This window comes from Sphingomonas sp., assembly GCF_041661825.1.
In the GTDB taxonomy this organism is placed as follows: Bacteria; Pseudomonadota; Alphaproteobacteria; order Sphingomonadales; family Sphingomonadaceae; genus Sphingomonas.
The window spans coordinates 1,059,480-1,076,366 of sequence record NZ_JBAZTU010000001.1 but is presented as its reverse complement, the minus strand read 5'-3'; the positions used below and the strand labels follow the sequence as shown (position 1 = coordinate 1,076,366).

The 16,887-nt window shown below is 67.0% G+C and carries 20 protein-coding genes; 9 read left to right on the top strand and 11 right to left on the bottom strand.

Annotation, left to right across the window (positions count from 1 at the left end):
• Window positions 1–6: 6 nt before the first annotated feature.
• The gene (locus tag WC729_RS04910; protein ID WP_372850112.1) at window positions 7–1,197 is read right to left on the bottom strand and encodes a serine hydrolase domain-containing protein; all 1,191 of its coding nucleotides are present in this window, start codon (window positions 1,195–1,197) and stop codon (window positions 7–9) included.
• Between the two features lie 141 nt (window positions 1,198–1,338).
• On the opposite strand from WC729_RS04910, the gene WC729_RS04905 reads away from it, so the two are divergent.
• Both WC729_RS04905 and WC729_RS04900 read left to right on the top strand, forming a co-directional pair.
• Window positions 1,339–2,466, top strand: a complete 1,128-nt coding sequence (locus WC729_RS04905; RefSeq protein WP_372850110.1) for a PHB depolymerase family esterase — start codon at window positions 1,339–1,341, stop codon at window positions 2,464–2,466.
• Window positions 2,467–2,580: 114 nt separating this feature from the next.
• Window positions 2,581–3,000, top strand: coding sequence for a GFA family protein (locus tag WC729_RS04900; RefSeq protein ID WP_372850108.1), 420 nt, complete (start codon window positions 2,581–2,583; stop codon window positions 2,998–3,000).
• A 2-nt stretch (window positions 3,001–3,002) separates the two neighbouring features.
• On the opposite strand, the gene WC729_RS04895 is transcribed toward WC729_RS04900, so the two are convergent.
• Together WC729_RS04895 and WC729_RS04890 are read right to left on the bottom strand one after the other, a co-directional pair.
• Window positions 3,003–3,227, bottom strand: a complete 225-nt coding sequence (locus WC729_RS04895; protein ID WP_372850106.1) for a hypothetical protein — start codon at window positions 3,225–3,227, stop codon at window positions 3,003–3,005.
• A 269-nt stretch (window positions 3,228–3,496) separates the two neighbouring features.
• On the bottom strand, window positions 3,497–3,955 hold the full coding sequence (locus tag WC729_RS04890; protein WP_372850104.1) for an Rrf2 family transcriptional regulator: 459 nt from the start codon (window positions 3,953–3,955) through the stop codon (window positions 3,497–3,499).
• 96 nt (window positions 3,956–4,051) lie between these two features.
• Between WC729_RS04890 and WC729_RS04885 the strand changes: the two genes are divergently transcribed.
• Genes WC729_RS04885 through WC729_RS04875 form a run of 3 tightly spaced genes read left to right on the top strand, consistent with a single transcriptional unit; the run spans window position 4,052 to window position 5,492 of the window.
• A complete protein-coding gene (locus WC729_RS04885; RefSeq protein ID WP_372850102.1) occupies window positions 4,052–4,459 on the top strand; it encodes a group III truncated hemoglobin in 408 nt (135 codons plus the stop codon).
• Window positions 4,460–4,474: 15 nt separating this feature from the next.
• Window positions 4,475–5,200, top strand: a complete 726-nt coding sequence (locus WC729_RS04880) for an alternative oxidase (RefSeq protein WP_372850100.1) — start codon at window positions 4,475–4,477, stop codon at window positions 5,198–5,200.
• Between the two features lies 1 nt (window position 5,201).
• Complete coding sequence (locus WC729_RS04875) at window positions 5,202–5,492, top strand: DUF1971 domain-containing protein (protein ID WP_372850098.1); 291 nt, start codon at window positions 5,202–5,204, stop codon at window positions 5,490–5,492.
• Here the strand turns inward: WC729_RS04875 and WC729_RS04870 are convergent.
• The 5 genes from WC729_RS04870 to WC729_RS04850 form a co-directional block, all read right to left on the bottom strand.
• Complete coding sequence (locus tag WC729_RS04870) at window positions 5,470–5,961, bottom strand: hypothetical protein (RefSeq protein WP_372850096.1); 492 nt, start codon at window positions 5,959–5,961, stop codon at window positions 5,470–5,472. The two genes, WC729_RS04875 and WC729_RS04870, sit on opposite strands and share 23 nt — an antisense overlap.
• 91 nt (window positions 5,962–6,052) lie before the next feature.
• A complete protein-coding gene (locus tag WC729_RS04865) occupies window positions 6,053–6,946 on the bottom strand; it encodes a hypothetical protein (RefSeq protein WP_372850094.1) in 894 nt (297 codons plus the stop codon).
• 3 nt (window positions 6,947–6,949) lie between these two features.
• Window positions 6,950–7,945, bottom strand: a complete 996-nt coding sequence (locus WC729_RS04860) for an SPFH domain-containing protein (protein ID WP_372850092.1) — start codon at window positions 7,943–7,945, stop codon at window positions 6,950–6,952.
• Window positions 7,946–7,972: 27 nt separating this feature from the next.
• Window positions 7,973–8,698 (bottom strand): NUDIX domain-containing protein, encoded by a 726-nt coding sequence (locus WC729_RS04855; RefSeq protein ID WP_372850090.1) that lies wholly within the window; start codon window positions 8,696–8,698, stop codon window positions 7,973–7,975.
• Window positions 8,699–8,928: 230 nt separating this feature from the next.
• On the bottom strand, window positions 8,929–9,537 hold the full coding sequence (locus WC729_RS04850) for an FMN-dependent NADH-azoreductase (RefSeq protein ID WP_372850088.1): 609 nt from the start codon (window positions 9,535–9,537) through the stop codon (window positions 8,929–8,931).
• 110 nt (window positions 9,538–9,647) lie between these two features.
• Here WC729_RS04850 and WC729_RS04845 point away from each other — a divergent pair, with 110 nt between their 5' ends.
• Genes WC729_RS04845 through WC729_RS04835 form a run of 3 tightly spaced genes read left to right on the top strand, consistent with a single transcriptional unit; the run spans window position 9,648 to window position 12,608 of the window.
• Window positions 9,648–10,565 carry a LysR family transcriptional regulator gene (locus WC729_RS04845; protein ID WP_372850086.1) on the top strand — a complete coding sequence of 306 codons (918 nt, stop codon included), beginning with the start codon at window positions 9,648–9,650 and terminating at the stop codon, window positions 10,563–10,565.
• Window positions 10,566–10,569: 4 nt separating this feature from the next.
• Complete coding sequence (locus WC729_RS04840) at window positions 10,570–10,968, top strand: thiol-disulfide oxidoreductase DCC family protein (protein WP_372850084.1); 399 nt, start codon at window positions 10,570–10,572, stop codon at window positions 10,966–10,968.
• Complete coding sequence (locus WC729_RS04835; protein ID WP_372850082.1) at window positions 10,965–12,608, top strand: SDR family oxidoreductase; 1,644 nt, start codon at window positions 10,965–10,967, stop codon at window positions 12,606–12,608. Before WC729_RS04840 ends, WC729_RS04835 begins: the two co-directional genes overlap by 4 nt.
• Before the next feature lie 100 nt (window positions 12,609–12,708).
• Here WC729_RS04835 and WC729_RS04830 read toward each other — a convergent pair whose 3' ends face one another.
• Window positions 12,709–13,251: a GNAT family N-acetyltransferase gene (locus WC729_RS04830; RefSeq protein WP_372850080.1), complete on the bottom strand. Its 543-nt coding sequence runs from the start codon at window positions 13,249–13,251 to the stop codon at window positions 12,709–12,711.
• Between the two features lie 41 nt (window positions 13,252–13,292).
• Window positions 13,293–14,192 (bottom strand): hypothetical protein, encoded by a 900-nt coding sequence (locus WC729_RS04825; protein ID WP_372850078.1) that lies wholly within the window; start codon window positions 14,190–14,192, stop codon window positions 13,293–13,295.
• A gap of 322 nt (window positions 14,193–14,514) precedes the next feature.
• On the opposite strand from WC729_RS04825, the gene WC729_RS04820 reads away from it, so the two are divergent.
• A complete protein-coding gene (locus WC729_RS04820; RefSeq protein ID WP_372850076.1) occupies window positions 14,515–15,525 on the top strand; it encodes a M28 family peptidase in 1,011 nt (336 codons plus the stop codon).
• Window positions 15,526–15,532: 7 nt separating this feature from the next.
• On the opposite strand, the gene WC729_RS04815 is transcribed toward WC729_RS04820, so the two are convergent.
• The gene (locus WC729_RS04815) at window positions 15,533–16,873 is read right to left on the bottom strand and encodes a polysaccharide lyase family 1 protein (RefSeq protein ID WP_372850074.1); all 1,341 of its coding nucleotides are present in this window, start codon (window positions 16,871–16,873) and stop codon (window positions 15,533–15,535) included.
• Window positions 16,874–16,887 lie beyond the last annotated feature (14 nt).

Here is a 16,887-nt window from a genome sequence, read left to right as displayed (position 1 = left end):
TCGGATCTATCCCGATTTGCCGGCGTGATCGCCATATTCCCAATCATAGGGAACGCCCGTTCCGCCTAGGATGAATCGGACCAGATCGGGGTAGCTTGCCTCGGCGCGCACGTCGTTGGACAGGATCAGCACGCAACGCTTGCTCTTTTCGAGGCAGACCATGGTGTTGCCGGTCTGGTCGTCATGCCCGCCCTTGAAGAAGCCGTGCCCCTGCGGCCCGTCGAACACGATCACGCCGAGCCCCGCGGCCAGATCCTTCCGACGCTGCTCCGCCGGCAGCGTGGGCGCGAGGTTGGGGAATTGATGCGCGGTCGCGATCGGCAGGCCCGGCCTGGCCAGTTCCGCCCGCGCGGCCGGGGACAGGCCGTCGCCGCGTACCAGCGCCGCGACGAATTTGGACAGGTCGGCGATGGTGGTGTCCATCGATCCGGCGACGCGGACCTTGGACCGCTCGTCATGCTCGACCGGTTCGCCCTTGTCGTTCCAGCCATCGGCTACATTCGGGCGGAAGTCGGGGCGCCATTTCAGGCTGGTGCGCATCATGCCCAGCCGGGCGAAGATCGCATCGGTCAGGCCGCCGACATCCTGGCCAAGCCCCTGGCTTTTCCGGCCATTTTCGATCGCGAACTGCAACAGGCTGAACCCTTCGCCCGAATAGCTGAAGCGCGTTCCGGGGTCGAAATGGATGCGCAGCTTCTGGTCCGGCTCGAGGAACCAGAAATTGCGGAACCCGGTGGAATGAGTCAGCGCCATGCGCGGGGTGATGCGCCGCCAGCGATCGTCGCCCGCCAGGTCCTTGTACGGGCCATATTTGCCCGGCGCGATCGCTTCGCTGTCATAGGAAGGGAGGGGCTGATCGAGATCGTCCGCGATGGGCGTGTCGAGCGCGATGGCGCCGCGGTCGACCAGCGTCAGGGTCGTGTACGCCATCACCGTCTTGGTCAGCGAGGCGCCGTACATCACCGTATCGGCCAGCAGCGGATCGCCCTTGGCATTGCGGACGCCGTACGCCTGGACATAAGTGACCTTGCCGTTGTCGATCACCGCAATGGCCAGGCCTTTCGCGCCGGTCTTCGTCATGGCGGCGCGAGCTTGTGCGTCGATCGCTTTGGGGGACGGAAGGGGGGCCGATGGAAGGGACCGGGCTGTCGCTGAGGTTGCGATCAATGCGGTGAGGCAAAAGGCTAGGGCGCGCATGGTGCGATCGTATCGCGGCGGCGCGATATTGACGATGGGACATGCCACCATGAGCATGTTTATTGTGCAATGCAGCAACAATTGGCGCTATTGGGGGTTAAGGATATGCGGGCGAGTCGTTCGCCTGCGGGGGACCGATCGATGCGTACGCTTTCCGACACCATCACGCGGCTGGCCGCCGCCCAATCCGGTATGGGCCAGTCGGGCATGGGACAGCCGCGCAGGAGCGGCGCGGATCGGCTCCTCGAGATGGCGGTCACCGTCGCCAATCCCGGCGATCTGGCGGCGCGCATCTATCTTCCCGAGGGGCTGGAGCCCGGCGCGCCGCTGGTCGTGGTGCTGCACGGTTGCACCCAGAATGCCGCCGGTTACGATCATGGATCGGGCTGGTCGACGCTCGCCGACCGGCATGGCTTTGCGCTGCTCTATCCGGAGCAGAAGCGGGGCAACAATGCGAACCTCTGCTTCAACTGGTTCGAGCCGGGCGACATCCGCCGCGACGGGGGCGAGGCGCTGTCGATCCGCAACATGATCGGCCAGATGCTCGCCGCGCACGACCTCGATTCGTCGCGGGTGTTCGTGACCGGCCTGTCCGCCGGCGGCGCGATGACGGCGGCGATGCTCGCGACCTGGCCCGAGCTGTTCGCGGGCGGTGCCATCGTCGCCGGGCTGCCTTATGGCACGGCCGCGGGCGTGCCCCAGGCGTTCGACCGGATGCGCGGCCATGGCGGACCGAAGGGGGAGGCGCTCGCGGCGCTCGCCCGCACGGCATCGGGTCGCGACGGGCCCTGGCCCAGCCTTTCGGTCTGGCACGGCACCGCCGACATGACCGTCGCCGCCTCCAATATGGAGGATATCGTCGAGCAATGGCGCCTGTTCCAGGGCATCGATGCCGAGCCCGCGCAGATCGAAACGGTCGGTGGGCACACCAGACGGCGCTGGACTGACGGCAAGGGCCGCGTTCGGATCGAGGCGCATGCCATTGCCGGCATGGGCCATGGCACGCCGATTTCCCCGGGCGACGGATGCGGCGCCGCCATGCCCTTCATGCTGGACGTCGGGATCTGCTCGACGCAGCTCATCGCCGCCGCCTGGGGCATTGCCGATGCGGTGCCGGCAACGGCCCGCACGGCACCGGCCGCGCCGCGCAAGGAGCGCCCGGTACCCGCCACGCCACGGCTCGTGCCCGCCGCCAGCCTGCAACCGGAAATGTCCGGCGTGAAGAAGGTGATCGAGGATGCGCTGCGCGCCGCCGGGCTGATGCGCTAGCGTCGACGCCCATCATTCCTCTCCCAAAGGAGAGGAAGCGCGAGCGCATATGGATATCGATCCCGTCTGGCGAGGGCCTTGCCGCCGTTCGCGCGCGCCCATAAAATCCCAACCATGCCAAACCCCGTCTCCATCACCGGTGGCTGCCAGTGCGGCGCGGTGCGCTATGAGGCGGTCGCGGCGCCCGATTATGCCGGCTATTGCTGCTGCCGCGATTGTCGCAGGGCGTCGGGATCGGCCTATATCCCGTTCATGGGCTTTCCCGCCCACGCCCTGCGCTTCACCGGCGAGACGACGGTGCAGGTCCGCTCGCCGGCCTTCCGCGGCGGGGAGGCAGTGCGCAATCGCTGCCCGGACTGCGGCAGCCTCATCTTCGGCGGTGTCGTCGGGGAGAGCGAGTCGCACACCATCTATGCCGGCTCGCTCGACGATCCGTCCTTCTTCCACCCGACCATGGCGCTGTTCGATCGCGACCGGCCCGACTGGGCGGTGCTGCCGCCGGGCCTGACCGTCTTCGATACCATGCCGGGCTGACTCTAGCCGGTATCGGCCGAGGATCCGGGCGGGGTCTCCGACTGAGGTGGCGGGGAGGTGAGATCGATCCGCTGGCGGGGCACGTGCTGGCGATTCTTGCGGCTCTTCGACCGGCGACGCCTGCGCGATCGTGTGATCCCGGACTTGATCATCGGCATCAGCACGGTTGCGCTGCCGATGGCGAGCGCGATCGCGCCGAAGGTGATGACCGGAAAGGTAAGTACCATACCGCTCCCTTGCTCGAGCGATCCGGTCGCGTGGCGCAGCGGGCCCTGGTCGGTGTCCGTCGCGCCGGGCGATCCATGCCGCTCGTCACGCTTGCTTCATCCCATAAATTGCGCAGCGGCGCGAGAGGGAAGGGCCGTTTCGGGAATTTGGGGAAAAGAGCCCCGGCCGAAGAGGGGGATGGCCGGGGCTCCTTGTGGGCGCGAGAAGGGGGGTGCCCACGCGATATGCTTAATGCGCATTAATTAATTTTTGGTTAATTTTTGCTCGATCACTTCAAAATGGAGGGATGCACGCGGACCTCTTCAGCGACGCGCGGCGCCAGCAGCGCCATCAGGTCGGCGCGCCGTCCGAGGATATCCGCCAGCGAATAGCGGTCGAACACGCCGAGGAACGCCGCGAGCGCTTCCCTGACCACGGAGGTCATGCCGCAGGCCGGAGCGATGATGCAGCTGGCGCAGTCGGTCAGGTCGAACCCGTCCTCGCTGTGCCGGATCACTGCGCCGAGGTTGATCTCCGCCGCCGGCCGGGCGAGCCGGACGCCGCCGCTGCGCCCGCGCACGCTGGTGACATAACCCGCCTTGCCCAGGTCATGGACCACTTTCATCAGGTGGTTGTGCGAGATGCTGTAGCTCCGCGCGATCTCGGAGATCGAGCAGGTCCGGTCCTGGTGCGTGCCCAAATGGAGCAGCACGCGGATCGCATAATCGGTGTAGCGGGTCAGGCGCATCGGGGTTCGGCTCGTCGCGATTAAATCAAGTATTATTGTTGCATGTTTTTCGCGACGAGAATAGATGCATCGTCAGTACATGATTTGAGGCAGGCGATGCACGGCGACTCGACCCCCGACGAAAGCGACCTCGAACGGCTCGTACCCCTGTTCTACGCCCGCGTCCGGCAGGACGACTTGATCGGGCCCGTGTTCGACGCCGCGATCGCCGACTGGGACGATCATCTCGAACGGCTGGTCGCCTTCTGGTCGTCGGTGATGCTCACCACCGGACGCTACAAGGGCAACCCGATGGCCGCGCATCTGAAGCATCTGGCGACGATCACGCCCGAGATGTTCGACCGCTGGCTGGCCTTGTGGGCTGAGGTGACGGTCGATGTGCTGCCCGCATCCAAGGCGGACGCGTTGCAGGCCAAGGCGGCGCGGATCGCCGAGAGCCTGAAATACGCGCTCTATTTCCGGCTGCCGCCGCGCGCGCCGACCATCCGACCTCAGGCAATCTGACAAAGGAGCAATGCGATGGCGAACCATATTCTCAGCCCCGACGACCGGGGTCTTGCGGAAGAGCGCGCCGCGGAGCCGGTGATCCACCACCAGCCCATGGGCTTTTCCGACCGGTTCGCGTTCGGCTTCACCAAGCTGCTGCGTTTCTGCGCCGATACCTTCTTCGCCAAGCGCTATGGCCACCGCGCGATCGTGCTGGAGACCGTCGCCGCGGTGCCGGGCATGGTCGGCGCGACGATCACGCATCTCAACTGCCTGCGCCGGATGGTCGGCGACAATGGCTGGATCCGCACCCTGATGGAGGAAGCGGAGAATGAGCGCATGCACCTGATGACCTTCATCGAGGTCGCCCAGCCCACCATGTTCGAGCGGCTGGTGATCATGCTGGTGCAATGGGCCTTCTATATCGGTTTCTTCCTGCTCTACCTCGTCTCCGCAAAGACCGCGCACCGGGTGGTCGGCTATTTCGAGGAGGAAGCGGTGATGAGCTACACGTTCTACCTCGCCGAGATCGATGCCGGCCGCGCGCAGAACGTGCCCGCGCCGAAGATCGCGCTCGACTATTGGGGCTTGCCCGCGGACGCGACCTTGCGCGACGTGGTCGTCGTGGTCCGCCAGGACGAAGCGCACCACCGCGACGTCAATCATGGCTTCGCGACCGAACTGGCCGGGCGCCCGGCCGATCCGCGCCAGGCCGCGCCCTATCCGCCGCATGCCGACACGATCCGGCTCGAGGCCTGAGATGGACGCCCCCTATCGCTCCACCCCGGTGTTCGATGAAACGAGCTTGCCCGCGGCACTGCGCCGCGAGCATCGGACCAAGCCGGGCGTATGGGGGGTGATCCGCGTCGTCGAGGGTGCACTTGAGCTGCGCTTCGCCGATGAAGGACTGTCGCAGATTCTATCCCCGGGCGCCCCCGGGCTGGTGCTGCCCGATCAGCCGCATTGGGTGACGCCGATCGGCCGGATGCGGATGCAGGTCGATTTCTACGACCATGCGCCCGAAGGCATCAGGGATTCCGCCGGCAGCTGATTGCCTTCTGTTCGGCTGAATCGGAGGGTGCGGCCTTGGGCCCCTCGATCAGGATGCCCTCATTGCCCCTGGTCTGCCACATCAGGCTCTGGCCGGGCTTGCGGCCGGTTTCGGAGCGGTATTTGTTGTTGCTGGTGTCGGACAGCATGTTGGTCAGCTCGAACGTCTTCGCATCGATCGTCAGCCGCATCACGTCCCAGGCCAGATCGTGATCGACCGTCAGGGTCAGGCCGCCCGCGCAGCTGTAATGCACCAGCCCCTCGACCTTGCTCGCATCGCGCTTCAGCGCAGCGGAGCCGCCATTGGCGGTGGGCGGCAGGGCGATGAGATTGTCGACTGGAATGTCGGGCGTAGCCTTGATCGATGGGGTCAGCACCGGGCCCTGCGCGTCGCTCTCGTCGGGAGCGGACGGGCCGCAACCGGACAGCAGAATAGGCGCCGCTAAAACCGTAACCAACCACGCACGCATCGAAAAACTCTCCCGGGCGGCGCCTTCCCGATGACAGCGCCGTGCGGCGCCCCGCTAGCATGATCGCGCTGCGACATACTAGGGCGCGCGGTCAGCCGGTGATCAGGTTGAGCGCCCGGCCCGCGGGCCCGATCGTCACGCGCCGGCCCCAGTCGAAGGACAGGAAATCCTGTTCGATCCCGTCGGCGAAGATGACCCCGCCATCGTTCATCCGCGAGGTGACCGCCAGCGGGGCGTCCGACAGCCGTCCCGCGCGCAGCGCCGTGCCGGTCGAGATGCTGGGAAAGGGTTCGCGCACGAAATAGGCGACCGCGCGTTCCTCCACCCCGATCGCGAGCGGCTGATGCGTCGCCTCCATGATCGACCGCGCCCAGCCCGTGGCGCCCGTGCCGGAAGCGACGATCAGGCCGCTCGACGACTGGTCCTCCTGCGCCGGACCGGCGGCAAGGCTGTAGCGCGCCGATTGGTGGCTGCGATGGCCGACGAAGATCTCGTTCAGCGCGAGCAGATGCTCGCCCGTATCGAGCGTCGCCTCCACCATGGTGCGGTGCTGCGCGGCGGCGTCGCCCGCCATGCCGGCGGGCAGTAGCAGGCCGAGCCGGTCGAGCGGTACGCGCACGAGCACGCCATCATACAGGTCAGGCGCCGGGTTGATGCCGAACACCGGCTGGCCCGAAAGATATTTCGCGACGTTCGCGACCAGCCCGTCCTGCCCGACCGCGACCACCGCATCCTCCGGCCCGAACAGGAACCGGTCGAGATCGGCGCGGTGGACCAGCGCCTGGCGCCAGCTATCCGGCACCGCCGCCCGCGCCGCACGCAGCGCGGCGTGGAGCTGGTCGTGGCGGCGCTCCAGATCCTCGATCCGCTGCCCGCGCGTGGTCAGGAAGAAGCGCGCCTGCTCGCGCGTCGCATGGCGCGCGAGCAGCAGCTCATAATCGGTCTCCCGCGTCACGAAGACCGCGCGAGGGGTGATCGTGGACATGGCTCACGCCGCCGGCAGGGGGGCGGGCAGAGCGACTGCCTCACGCCGGAACTCGCCCATCAAGGTAGCGAGCAGATCGGGCGTGACGTTCAGATGCTCGATCGTGTCGAGCTTGCCCGCCAGTTCGCGCGCAGCGAGGCCCAGCATCACCCCCGGCGGCAGATCGCGGTAGATCGCGATATGCGCGCGCTCGGTCTCCGCTCGCGCGCTTTCCACCGTGCGGATCCGCTCGGCCTCGGCCGCGGCCTCGATCTGCTGCGCCTCGGCCAGGCCGGTGGCGCGGTCGCGGGCGTTGCCGGTTTCCTCGGCGATCAGCTGCTTCTCGCGCCGGGCCAGCTCGGTCCGGTTGGCCAGTTCGTTCTCGGCAATGGCGCGCTCCTTGTCGACCGCGAGCGCGCGGCGCTCGAAGGTCGCCTCGTCGGCCTTTTGCTGAAGCGCCTCGAAGGTCGGTGTCTGCAAGGCGCGTTCGAGCTCGCTGGAAGGCGCCAGATTGGTCAGCCGGATCGCGGCGATGCCGATGCCGATCTCGGCCAGTGCCGGGTCGCCGCCCAGCGCCGCCTCGAGCGCCTTGCGCAGCGGCTCCGGCCCTGCGTCGAGCAGCGCCCGCACCGGCGCCTGCGCCAGATATTGCAGCGCTGCCTGGTTGACCAGGCCGGCGAGCCGCGTCTCGATCTGCTGGATCGGCTCGCTCTTGAGCACGCCGTTGAACACGCCGATGGTGAAATCGACCCGGCTCGCCAGCAGCTCGGGGTCAGTGACGTGCCAGGTCAGCGTGCCCTGCACCGCGACCGCCTGGAAATCCTTGCTTCTGCCCTTCACGAACAGCGCCATCTCGCGGTCGTCCATCGGCAGCTCGGCAAGGCTGGCGGTTTCGGGCCTGAACCAGAAGACCAGCCCGCGTCCGCTCTGGCGCATGCGGCCGTTGCGATAGCGGATGACATGGTTGCTCGCATCGCTGCGCAATTGGGCGAGGAAACCGAAATTCCGAATATAAGCCATGATCATTCTCCCCGTGGAAAGTTGCGGTCAGACATTGGTGCGGTGCCGGAAAAGCTCGGCCGGGCGAAACGACGCGCCCGTTTCGCGTTTGCCGGTCGGTTCGAGCCAGCCGCGATCGAGCATGCGGCGGCGAAAGGCGGGTTTGTTGAGCGGGGTGCCGAGGATCGCCTCATGCACATCCTGCAGCGCGCGGAGCGTGAACAGGTCGGGCAGCAGCGCGAAGGCGACCGCCGAATAGTCGAGCTTGCCGCGCAGCCGCAGCATCGCGAGGCCAAGGATATCGGCATGGTCGAAGGCAAGCGGCAGCGCCGCGCCGTCGGGTCCGCGTGCCTCGACCGGGCCGCCGGTTTCGCCGGCCCAGGGCACCGCGATGGTGGCGAGCATCAGCTCGGGCGCTGCCGTCAGCGCGGCGGCGAAGCGTTCAGCGGGCAGCAGCGCAAAATAGGCGATGCTGACGATGCGCATGCGCGGATCGCGATCGACCGCGCCGAAGCTGTAGAGCTGTTCGACCCAGGCGCCCTGCATATGCGCGCGGGTCGCGAGCACGCGGTGCGCGGCATCGTCCAGGCTCTCGTCGGGCTTCACGAAGCCGCCGGGCAGCGCCCAGCGGCCGAGATGCGGATGGTCGGCGCGGCGCACCAGCAACGCCGCCGGCGCGCCATCGACCACGGTCATCAGAACGAGATCTACCGCGACCGACAGCGGCTCATAGGCAGTGGGATCATATTCCTGGAGGAATTCCGACTCGTCCATCGCCCGACGCCTTATATCCAACTCGCATATTACTTATGCGCGAGTCGGATATAAGTGTCAAGTGGTACCCACTTTCACCCTCTCCGGCGGTACTGGGCCCAGTCGGAAAGGTTGACCTACGGCGTGTAACGCCAGCCAAGGATCGTCCCCCAACTGGATCCCGGCCTCCGCCGGGAAAGGAGGAAGGGTGCCGCGAGCGCCTGGAGACCAACGCTCGCGGAACCCCGGCCTTACGCCGCCAGCTTGCGGATCTCCGCCTCGGCGCTGTCAATCGCTTGCTGGCGCTGCGGCTCACCCATCGCGACACCCTCGGCGCGGATGAAGCTGATATCGGTGATGCCGAAGAAACCGAACACGCCGCGCAGATAGGTTTCCTGATGGTCAAGGAATGCCGCTTGGGTGTCCGCGCCGTAGAAGCCGCCGCGCGACGAGGCGATGATCACGGTCTTGCCGCCGGCCAGGCCCTCGGGACCATTGGCGCCATAGCTGAAAGTACGGCCTGCGACCGCAAGGCGATCGATCCATGCCTTGAGCTGGCTCGGGATGCCGAAATTATACATCGGCGCACCGACCACGACGACATCGGCGGCGAGGAATTCCTCGAGCGCTGCCTGGCCTGAGGCGAGGTCGCGCTGGAGCGGCTCGGCTTCGGGCACGGCGCCCTGGGCTGCGGCGAGGTGGAGGCCGGAGAGGTGATCGACGGGATCGGTCGCGAGGTCGCGGCGGACGATCTCGATGCCGGGGTGCAGCGCCTGCTGCTGTGCGACGATCGAGGCCGAGAGGTGACGGCTCACCGAGCCCGGGCCGAGAATGCTTGAATCGACATGGAGGAGCTTCATGATGGTGTCCTTCGCAAACGAGGAAATTGATTGCGAAGCGTCAGATATGGACTCGTTATATAGCGTAACAGCCTATATATTCATCTGGATACCATCTGGAATTCCGATACATGCTCGATACCGTTTCCCTCGATCAGCTCCGCACCTTCCTCGCCGCGGCCGAGGAGGGCAGCTTCTCCGCCGCCGGGCGCCGGCTCGGCCGGGCGCAGTCGGTGGTCAGCCAGACGCTCGGCACGCTCGAACGGCAGATCGGCGTGCAATTGTTCGATCGCAGCGCGCGCTATCCGGCGCTGACCGAGGCGGGCAGCGCGCTGGTGCCCGAGGCGCGGGCAGTGGCGGGGCGGATGGATTCGTTCAAGGCGCGCGCCCGAGATCTGGCCGGCGGGCTCGAGGCGGAGCTGTCGGTCGCGATCGACGTGATGTTCCCGATCACTGTCTTTGCGCATGCCGTGCGGGATTTCCAGGCGACCTTCCCGCACACGCCGCTGCGCGTGAATGTCGAGGCGCTGGGCGCGGTGATCGAGCCAGTGTCGGAGGGGCGCGCGGCCTTTGCCGTGGTCGGCACCCTGCCGCTCGTGCCGGAAGATTTCGTGCAGGAGCGGCTGCTGTCGATCCCGCTGATCATGGTGGCTGCACCCGAGCATCCGCTGGCGCGACTCAGCGGGCCGATCCCCCGGGTGACGCTCGCGGAGCATGTCCAGCTGGTCCTGACCGACCGGTCCGATCTGTCGCGCGGCAAGGAATTCGGCGTGCTCTCCCCCAGGACGTGGCGCATCGCCGATCTCGGCGCCAAGCATGAATTCCTGCGCGCCGGCCTTGGCTGGGGCAGCATGCCCGAACCGCTGGTGCGGGCCGATCTCGCCGAGGGGCGGCTGGTCGAGCTGGTGCTGGAGGATGGCTGGCCGGAGGGCAATCTGCTGCCGATGCTCGCGGTGCACCGCAAGGATACGCCGCCGGGCCCCGCCGGGCGCTGGCTGATCGAGCGGCTGAAGGATACGGTCGCCCAATGCCCGGGAGGGAAGGACTGAAGGGATGGTCGACCATCCCATCATCGTGTTCGACGCGCAGTGCGTGCTGTGCTCCGCCAATGCGCAGTTCGTGCTGAAGCATGACCGGCGCGAGCATTTCCGCCTCGCCTCGATGCAGGGGGAGGTCGGCGCCAGCCTCTACCGGCGGTTCGGCATCGATCCCGCCGATCCGGAATCGATCATCCTGGTCGAGGGCGACGCGGTGAAGCGGGACAGCGATGCGGTGCTCGCCATCTATGCCGGGCTCGGCTGGCCGTGGCGCGCGGCGGCGGCGTTGCGGCTGGTGCCGAGCTTCCTGCGCGATCCGGTCTATCGCTGGATCGCCCGGAATCGCTACCGGCTGTTCGGCCGCCGCGAGACCTGCTGGCTGCCGACCGCGGAGCAGGCACGACGGGTGCTGTGAGCCGGGTCCTGGTTCTTGGTGGTTATGGCGGGTTCGGCGCGCGGCTGACGCGGCGACTGGCCGGTCGCGGGCATCATGTGCTGGTCGCCGGCCGTAGTGCAGAAAAGGCGCGGACCTTTTGCGCGGGGGTAGCGGGGGCCGAGCCCGTGGTCGCCGACCGTAACGGGGATGTCGATGCACTGCTGGAGGCGCACCGCCCCGACCTGCTGATCGATGCGGCGGGGCCGTTCCAGAACAGCGATTACCAGGTACCGCTAGCCTGTATCCGGGCGGGCATATCCTATCTCGATCTCGCCGACGCGCGCGGGTTCGTGACCGGGATCGGGGCGCTCGACGACGCGGCGCGGGAGGCAGGCGTTGCGGTCGTCTCCGGCGCTTCGAGCGTGCCGGCTTTGTCGGGTGCCGTGGCGCGACAGCTCTCGGAGGGTATGGAGCGAGTGACTGAGGTCGAGGTCGCGATCAGCGCCTCCAACCGCGCCACCGCCGGGCCGTCGGTCGCCGCGGCGATCCTGTCCTATGTCGGCAAGCCGGTTCGGTTGTGGCGCAACCAGCGCTGGACGCGCGGCTGGGGCTGGCAGGAATTGCGGCGCGAGAGCTTTGCCGTCGCGGGCGCGCCGGACGTGCGCGGGCGCTGGATCGCGCTGGCCGAAGTGCCCGATCTCGACCTGATGCCCGACATGCTACCCGGTCGCCCGGCAGTGACCTTCCGTGCGGGCACCGAGATTTCGGTGCAGACCATCGGGCTGTGGCTGCTGAGCTGGCCGATCCGCTGGTTCGGCCTGTCCGCCACGCCGCTCGCGCCGGTGCTGCTGCCCCTCCAACGCCTGACCCGCGCGCTGACGAGCGACCGGTCGGCCATGTCGGTGCACCTGACCGGGGAGGCGAACGGCGCTTTCGTCGAGCGGCGCTGGACCCTGATCGCCGAGCAGGGCGACGGACCGGAAACCCCGACGTTGGCCGCGGTGCTGTTGGCGGAAGCGCTATTTGCAGGGCGCTTGGTGGCCGGGGCCCGCGATGCCGGGCAATTACTCGACCTGGCACAGTTCGAGCCGCTCCTCGCCACGCTGCATATGCGGTACGAAACGGTCGAGGCACGCCTGCCGGACTCGCTCTACCGGCGGGTGATGGGCCCGGCGTTCGACGCCCTGCCGGAGGCGGTTCGGGCGATGCACAAGGTCTGTCGCGACGGTGGCGCGTCGGGCGAAGCTCGGGTGGAGGGCGGCACCAACTTGCTCGCGCGCATGGTCGCCCGCATCATGCGCTTCCCGCCGCCGGGCACGCACGCCTTGCATGTCGCCTTCACCGAACGCGACGGGGTGGAGACATGGACGCGCTCCTTCGGCCGCCACGCTTTCACCAGCCGGCTGAGCGGCGAGGGCGATTGGCTGGTCGAACGCTTCGGGCCGCTACGCTTCCATTTCGCGCTGCCCTCGGACGGACAGGGCCTGAGGATGGAGATGCGGCGCTGGACCTGCCTCGGCGCTCCCCTCCCGCTGGCCCTCGCCCCGCGCACCGAGGCACGCGAATGGCAGGAAGGCGCGCGCTTCCGCTTCGACGTGCCTATCGCGCTCCCGCTGATCGGGCTGGTGGTTCACTATGACGGGTGGCTGGTTGCTCCCCTCCCTGAAAGGGAGGGGTAGGGGGTGGGTCGGCGGAGCCGCTCGGCTCCGCCTTGAGAGGTTCGAGTGCTCGCTTCGCTCGCTACCCACCCCTGACCCCTCCCTTTCAGGGAGGGGAAAATCAGCCGCCCAGCGGCCCGCGCGCGAAACTGCCCTTCGCGATCGCATAGGTCACATGCCGGATCATCGCCTCGCCGATCCGGTATTCCTGCACCCGGTCGGTCAGCACGCCGCCGATCTTCTCCACTGCGCGGCGCGATCTGAGATTGTCCTCGCCGATCCGGAAGATGACGCTGTCATAGGACTCGAAGGCGTGGCCCAGCATCAGCTTCTTCATCTCGCGGTTCCACCCGCCGCCCCAGCGGTTGCACGCCAGAAACGTCCAGCCGATCTCGACTTCGCCCGGATCGGCGAACTGCTCCGAATAGCGCGAGAAGCCGAACACGGTCCCGTCGGCGCGGTCGCGCGCGACGAGGCCGCCGCGATCGGCCAGCGCATCGTTAAAAAAGGCGCGGAATACCGGCTCGCGATAGCGTTCGCGCATCGGGTGCATCGCCCAGATCGCCGGATCGGACGCCACGGCGAACAGCGCCTCCCAATCCTCCGGGACCTGCGGCTGCAGGGTGAGCAGATCGCCCGACAAGGTTGGCTGGAAATCGAACATGCTTCTACCTCGTCAAAGCGCGCGCCTGGGAGGGCGATTAGTTAGCGGCGCGGGTTCGGGCAAGCAGACGCCGGAGCATCCTTCGCCTGGCGCCTCATCCAGCCCTTTTCTCCCGCGAACGGGAAGCGCGTGGAAACCGCCCATTTCTTGCCCCCGATCTCGACTGCGCCCTTTTCCTTTCGGCCGCGAAGGAAGCTGTTGAGTACGGGATAGTCGGCGGATGGCAGGAAGATACTGTAGGAATCGCCGCGCTTCACCGTGCCGGGGTCATCAAGCGCGGGCCACCCCTTCGGCCAGACGATTGATGCTTCGGGCGCATAGTCATAGGGCCAGACCATTACCTCGACCTTTTCGGGCAGCCAGTCCCGTGCATCGGGGCGCTGAAAGGCAAGCAGGATGTCGTAGCTCGAAGCAAACGCCTTCGGCGCTTTCGAGCGCACCGACGCGGACTTCATCGAACCATAGACCGAAACGGACGAGCGCTTGTCGCCGTTGAAGATCGTCAGGATTTCCGTCGGCTGATCGGTGGCGGACGCGGCGTCGTAATATTCGTCCAGACAGGCGAGGGTTCCCAGGTCGAGGCGCCCGATCAGCCTGGCCAGGTCCGCCCTGTCGAGTTTGACCGATTTATATCCCGTCTTGGCCCAATAAATCGCCTGACCATCGTCATAGAGGGCGAAACTCGGCGAATCCGATCCAATGACCATGAGCCACGGATCCCTTTCCACAAGGACGATCAACGGTTTCGGTTTGCCGGCCTCCGGTGCGGCAAAAATTAGAGACGCGTGTTGAACCTCTTTCGTCACGGCTGCGGCCTGAGGAGGCGGCGACGACGCGGTGAGAAAAAGTGGGAGCAGGATCGCGCCGATCGCCAGCGTTTCACGTCCGGCCATGAAGTGCATCGACATCTCCAGCATATGAGTTCCGGGCGTGGTGACCATTCTGGCGTCGGAAAAAGGCAGTGTCGTGGCGCACCCGATCGGCGGTTCGCTGAGGGCCAGAAAGGGGTCGGAGTGATTTATTGCGCCTAGCTTCACATCGCGGTTGAAAGCAGCGCCGCAGCCTTGTCACAGCCACGAAATAGTCATTCTGACTTAAGCTTTTGATATTGCGTACAATAATTCAACACGCTCCGCCCGAAAATGTCAGTGACCCTCATGACATTTTCAGCTCCCGTCGCCTCGATTCAACCCTCGCCAAATTGCCCTTATCCCGGCGGCATGATCTATGAATGCCTGAGATTGAAGTGGCAGGAGGGAGCCGATGATCGACGACACGAGCATCTGGCGTACCCGGCTCATATCGCTGGCGATCGTCGCCGCGATCTTCCTGCTTCCGGTAGCGGCATTGCTCTGGCTGACGGCGGTGCCGGGCACCCCCTATGCCGGCCCCCTCGCGCCGCTGACGCCCGGCGAGACGCAGCTTGCCGCCAGGCTGCGCGGCCATGTCACCGCCATCGCCAGCGTGCCGCACAATGTCGAGCACCCGATCGAACTCGAGCGCGCGGCGCGGCATATCGAGGGCGCGCTGGCCGGTATGGGCTATGCCGTGCGCCGCCAGAGCTTCGGCGCCGGCGGGGAGCGGGTGCGCAATATCGAGGTGGTGATCGAGCCGGCAGCGCGCGACGCGAAGACACTGGTAATCGGCGCGCATTACGACAGCGCATTCGACGCGCCCGGCGCCAACGACAATGGCAGCGGTACCGCGGCGGTGATCGAGCTGGCGCGCAGCCTCGCCGATCTGCGCGGCAAGGCGGCGCTGCGCCTCCGGCTGGTGCTGTTCGTCAATGAGGAGCCGCCCTGGTTCCAGACCCCGCTGATGGGCAGTGTCGTCTATGCCGCGCATCTGAAGCGTAGCGGCGAGCCGGTGCTCGGCATGATCAGCCTGGAGACGATCGGCTATTACAGCGATGCGCCGCACAGCCAGCATTATCCCTGGCCGCTCGGCATGCTCTATCCCGAGACCGGGAATTTCGTGGCGTTCGTCGGCACCACCGACGCGCGGGGCTTCGTGCGGCGGACGGTCGGGTCATTCCGCGAGGTGGCGCAATTCCCCAGCGTGGGCGGCGCGGCGCCGGGCTTCATCCAGGGGGTGGATTGGTCGGATCACTGGGCCTTTTCGGGCGAGGGTTTCCCCGCGCTGATGGTCACCGACACCGCGCCCTTCCGTTACCCGCATTATCACAGCCTCGCGGACACGCCCGACAAGATCGATTATGACCGGCTGGCGCGGCTGGTCTCGGGGCTGGACCGGACGATCAGGGTGATGCGCTAGACGGGATTCAGCGCCGGGTCGTCGCCAGCTCCTCCAGCCATGCATCGAGATGGCTGTAGCCACCGCCCGCCGGCCGTGCGGCGTCGGCCGGATCGGCGGGATCGAGCTTGTGGGCGCGTTCCCAATCGTCGGGCAGCCCGTCGCCATCGCCGTCGCGCCATGCTGTGCCGGGCGCCAGCTCGGGCCAGCCGCCCACCTGCTTCTGGCTGTTGACGATCCCCCCGGTCCCCGCCGTTACGTCCCGCACGATCCGCAGATCGACCGCGTCGCGCACCAGGGAGGCACCCGCATGCGCCAGCACTGCCTTCTCGCTCTCGGCCCAGCCCTGCGCACACACGGGCCGGATGGCGAGCGTAGCGATGCGGTTGGCGGGGTCCTTGATGCCGGTCACCAGCGTCATTGGATCGGCCGGCACCACCCCGTTCATCGCATTGCCCGCGAACAGCGATCTCGCCAGCGGATCGCCTTCGTCGAACGCGATCGCGGCCTTGCTCGACGGGCCGGTGCGATAGCTGTTGTCGATAAAGGCATAGGCGCTGTGCGACGCCTTCTCGCCGCTATCGGCATTATAGCCCGATCGCGCGCCGCCCCAATTGTAGAAGACGTTGGAGCGGAACTCGATGCGCGGCCCTTCCGGGTCCTGCGCAGGCGGCATGTAATTGCCCGGGCGCGGCATGCGCTGGATATGGTGCGCCCACAGATTATGGTGGAAGCTGATCTCCGCGCCATGCGCCGCGCGGATCAGCGATCCGTAGCCATGCTCGCCCTTGGCGTGGATCGACCCGTCGAGCGATTCGGCGATGATCGACCATTGGATCGTCACGTCGCGGATATCGTCCTCCGGCTTGCGCTGCGGGATGCCGACCGACAGCGTCTCATCGACCGACCAGCTCGCCGAGATATGGTCGAGGATGATCCGCCGCCCACGCTCGACCGTGACGGCATCGGTCTCCACGCCCTCTTCGTCGCCGAGCCGCGAGCGGAGGAAGCGGATCACCACATCGTCGGCATCGACCAGCAGGGGTTGCCCGCGCAGCGTGATGCCGCCGCCTGGGGCGGTCTGGCCGGCGATGGTGACGCGCGGCTCGCGGATCTTGAGCGGCTTGAGCAGCGTGATCGTCCCGCCGATATCGAAGATGATCACGCGTGGCCCGGTGGTCTCGACTGCAGCGCGGAGCGAGCCCGGCCCGGCATCGGCCAGGGTCGTCACCCGCAATATTTTCCCACCACGCCCGCCCGCAGAGCACGCGCCCGCTCCCTCGGCAGTGGGGAAAGCGGGCTGGCATTTCTCATAGGCCGCCGATGCCGGTGCCGCGCCCGCCAGCGCAGCACCGATCGCCACTATCATGCGCATGCCCCCCA